At 62.3% G+C, this 4160-nt stretch carries 4 protein-coding genes; 2 read left to right on the top strand and 2 right to left on the bottom strand.

Going from position 1 to position 4160, the window contains the following annotated elements; genetic code table 11:
* Both ACT84W_RS07125 and ACT84W_RS07120 read left to right on the top strand, forming a co-directional pair.
* On the top strand, positions 1 to 581 hold a 581-nt coding region (locus ACT84W_RS07125), incomplete at its 5' end, for a site-specific integrase (protein ID WP_444328706.1).
* Between the two features lie 5 nt (positions 582 to 586).
* A complete protein-coding gene (locus ACT84W_RS07120; RefSeq protein WP_117205507.1) occupies positions 587 to 1012 on the top strand; it encodes a plasmid mobilization protein in 426 nt (141 codons plus the stop codon).
* Positions 1013 to 1015: 3 nt separating this feature from the next.
* On the opposite strand, the gene ACT84W_RS07115 is transcribed toward ACT84W_RS07120, so the two are convergent.
* Both ACT84W_RS07115 and ACT84W_RS07110 read right to left on the bottom strand, forming a co-directional pair.
* Positions 1016 to 2689: a DUF262 domain-containing protein gene (locus ACT84W_RS07115; protein WP_444328705.1), complete on the bottom strand. Its 1674-nt coding sequence runs from the start codon at positions 2687 to 2689 to the stop codon at positions 1016 to 1018.
* A 100-nt stretch (positions 2690 to 2789) separates the two neighbouring features.
* Positions 2790 to 4160 (bottom strand): helicase-related protein (locus tag ACT84W_RS07110; RefSeq protein ID WP_444328704.1); only part of this gene is annotated, 1371 nt, incomplete at its 5' end.

The following is a 4160-nucleotide window of genomic DNA, read 5'->3' as shown; positions in this document are numbered from 1 at the left end:
AGGGCGGCGAGATGCAGTTCTGGACCAAGGACGAGTACCTGAGGTTCAGCGAGGCGGTCATGGACAAGCCGCTGTCGTTCCACGCCTTCGAGCTGCTGTACTGGACGGGCATACGCTGCGGCGAGCTCCTGGCGCTCACGCCGTCCGACTTCATGCTGGATAGCTCGCGGCTGCGCATCAACAAGTCGTACCAGAGCCTCCACGGCGTGGACACCGTGACCGACCCCAAGACGCCCAAGTCCGTGCGCACGATCGTCATGCCCGCCTTCCTTCGCGACGAGATGGCGGACTTCATCGAGATGCGCGACGATGTCGCCCCCGACGAGCGCCTGTTCGCCGTGACCAAGCACTTCCTGGCCCACGAGATGGAGCGCGGGTGCAAAGCGTCGGGCGTGAAGCGCATCCGCATACACGACATACGCCACAGCCACGTGAGCCTGCTGATCGAGATGGGCTTCTCCGCGCTGGCCATCGCCGAGCGCATGGGCCACGAGGCGGTGGACATCACCTACCGCTACGCGCACCTGTTCCCCACGAAGCAGGACGAGATGGCCGCCGCGCTCGATGGAGCGAGGGGGTAAGCAAGATGCCGTGCGAGAACAGCGCCCGCAAGCGCAGCAAGACGATGGCGTTTCGCTGCACGCCCGAGGAGCACAAGCTCATATGCGAGATGGCAGCCTGGAGCGGCATGAGCAGGCAGGACTACATCATCGCCAAGCTCACCGATACCCAGGTCGAAGTGAGGCCCTCTGTAAGCGTGCAGAAGGCGTTGAAGGACTCGATGGCGGAGTTGTCCAAGGAGGTCCGGCTGGCGGCCTCCTACGGCGAGCTGAGCGAGTCCCTGCAGCAGAGGATCGAGCTCGTGATGAGGTTCTTCCTGGCGCTCGGCGAGGTGGTTGAGGCACCAGTGACGGAAGCGCCACCGCAAACCTCGCATTTGGAAGAGCCGACAACATCCGTCATGGATGCGGGCTCCGACACCGCAAGCATCTTCGAGATGGGGCGCATGTAAGGTTTAACGCCAGACCTCCAACGCCTTGTCCGCAAGCCATTCGGCGCGCTCTGCGATATCGCCCTCGCCCCAAGACTCCTTCTCCAGGGCGCCGGCCATGGTCGCAAGGCCGGCGGCGCAGAGGGCAAGACCGTCCTTGTATCCCTTTCCCTGCTTCTTGGTGGGCCAATCGGCATCGCGGATGGAGGCGTTGAGCGAATGCGTGATGATGGCGAGGTTGCCGAGCGTGAGGAGCTTCCTGTCCCTTCGCGTGGCAGCCTCATCGTCGAGGGCTCCCCATTTGTTGCGCCACTTCTTGGGCATCATGTGCTCGAGGGTGTACTGGTTGAACCCGAGCAGGGCCGTGCTGCTCATGCCCGGACGAATGGCGCTTTCCAACAGATAGAGGACGCCCTTGGACTGGAGGTTGTACAGACACGATTCCTCGAACGCCGCTCGAACCTCGGCGTCGCCGGGCATGTACGTCGTCGCCTCTTCGTTGGCTTCGAGAGCCTTCCTCAGGGCCTCCGCGTCCTTCACCTCGTTCAGGATCAGCGAGGTGAACAGCCTGTTGTAGTTCTTCGTGGTCGCCTGAACCAGCGTTCGGCGGACGATGTAGCTCTCAAGCAGGGCGAAGACCTCGGATTCCTCGCCCGAAGACTCCGCGTTCTTGCGAACGTAGAGCACGTACGGGATGAGCGTCGAGTTCTTGAGGCCGAATATCAGCACGTTCAGGCGCTCGACGCCGGGAGCGGAGGGGATGTCCGCGTCGCAGTAGCCAGGGTCGAACGTGGACTCGAACGCCTCGGCATACGCCTTCATGCTGTCGAGGATCTCGTCCTTGTCTCCGTTGCAGTACCTGCCGATGAAGTCCTTGTAGGACTGGAAGAGGTTGGACGTGCGCGAATAGAAGAGCTTGTCCTCGGTCGTGACGCCGCGCTTCTTGTCCTGAACCAGGATCTGGAGGAACGCGTCGAAGAACAGGTCGACGAGCGTGCGCTTGATGCGCCCGGTAACGACCTCCTGCTCCCAATACTCCCTCTTCTCCGCCGTGGGCTCGAAGACGTCCTCCCAGCACTCCTTGAACGCCTGCTCGTTCTCGCGGTTGAAGAAGTAGTTCTTGAGGAGCTCCGCCGTCGTCAGGCGCACCCCGAGCGAGTTGATGGTGTCGAATATCTGCTGCTCGTCCTCGCCCTCGGTGAGGTCGATGCAGACGAACTGGACGTTCGACTTGATCGTGTTCCTGTCGACCTTCTCTGGGTCGATGTTCTTGAGGAAGTAGTTGTAGGCAAGGGCGATGGACGAGGAGCCCTCGACAGGCTCGCAGCCCGTGGCGCTGACGACCTTCTCGAAATCCTGCCGGTCGTACTTGCCATGTCTCAAGGCGACTTCGCCGGTCTCCAGGACGAAATCTCGCTCGAACAGCCTATCGGCGTCGATTCTCGCGCAGAGCGCCTTGAAAAAGATGACCATGGTCGTGAGGCGCTGCTGGCCGTCGATGACTGTGCGAACCTCGGACACCTCGGACCAAGTGTTGCCGGAGGAGGCCTGCTTCAGGATGATCGAGCCCAGGAAATAGGGCCGCTTCGAGGCCGTGACGAACTCCATGTCGCCGAGGAAGCGCTCCCATTGCTCTTCTCCCCAGACGTACGCCCTTTGGTAGAAAGGTATTTCGAGCAGGCGCGATCCGTTGAACACGCCGCTTATCGTAGATTTTCCTGCATCCATCCTTAAAGCCCTATCTTTCCTTCGCAGTTGTTACTTATGAGCCAATATCGTCAGTGCGCCGTTCGGCCTCTTAGTATTCCAGGCTCTTGGCATCTTCTCCCAGCAGGCGCTCGAAGACGATACGCAGGTCCTCGTCATCGAGGTAGCCGCCCTCAAGGCAGCCGCGGTCGATGGCGTCGAGCATCGTCTGCTCCTTCTCCTTCAAGCGGTCGTAGATCACGGCGTCGAGGGATAGCTCCCTGCCGTCGCGCATGAACTTCTCGCGCATGAAGTAGTAGCGCGTCTTCTGGTCGTCGGGCAGGCCCAGACGGTGTATGCGGTCCTTTGACTGCAGCAGGTGCACCAAGTTGTAGCTGTACTCGAAATACACCGCGTCGTGGCAGACGCTGTGCAGAGAGACCGACTCGGCAAGCGTCTGCGGGTTGGTCACGAGCACCCTGAAGCGCCCCGCGCGGAAGTCGTCCAGAATCTCGCGTCTCTCTTCCTGTGGCGTGGCGCCGTAGATCGCCTCTGCCGGAATCCCCATGGCGGCGAGGTCGCGGCGGAGGTTGCTGATGCTGCGTACGAAGATGCACCATACTATGACGGGGCGGCCTTCGGCGACGATGCGCTCCACGAGCCGCTCGCACGCCACGAGCTTCGAGCTCGGGCGGCTTCGCTCGATGGCCTCGTAGAACGTCTGCGAGAAGTCGACGTAGTCGATATCCGAGTAGTCATCGCCGACCTGGTCGAGCACGTACTCGAGGTCGCCTGGGTCCACTGCAGAGCAGAGCATCTCGGGGTCGCTCTCGAGCTGCAGGGTGCGTATGATCCTCGCGAGCGCGTTGGGGCAAGACGCGTACAGGACTCGCAGCAATGTGTCCTCATCGGGCGTCGCCTCGACCTCCACGATCTCGTCGGGCTCTGGGCGCGGCACGCCGAGCTCGTCCTTGTTCGTTCGGCAGAAGAAGGGCGCCAGGCTGTCGTTGAGGCTTGCCTGGAGGTCCGCATCGGGCGCGCGGAGCTCGCCCGGCTCGTAGCCGAAGAACGTGTCGTAGTCCTCGGGGTACAGGATGTGCAGCAGGTTGTAGATGTCCTGGTAGGTGTTCGGGATGGGCGTTCCCGTAAGGGCGATCACGAACTTAGCGCCGTCGGCCGCCTCGAGCGCGGCTTCCGCGCGCCTGCCGCCGATGGCCTTCACCCGGTGCACCTCGTCGAAGACGAGCAGGGTCTGGTCGGGGATGATGGCGTGCAGCTCCCGCACGTAGCCCGAGAGCGACTCGTAGTTGAACGCGAGCAGGTTGCACGCGCCGCTGTCGAGCGACAGCGCGTTTCGCCTGCGCTCGGTCGACATCGCCGCTATGGCGGGGTCTCCCAGCGAGAAGCAACGCAGCGGCAGCTTATCCCCGAAGGTGGCGACCCACTCCTTCTCCCACGACTCGAAGCCGTTCTTGGGGCAAAC

The organism is Paratractidigestivibacter sp., assembly GCF_052362415.1.
Lineage (GTDB): Bacteria > Actinomycetota > Coriobacteriia > Coriobacteriales > Atopobiaceae > Paratractidigestivibacter.
Note: the sequence above shows the minus strand (reverse complement) of the source record. Positions and strands in the feature narration are given on the sequence as shown.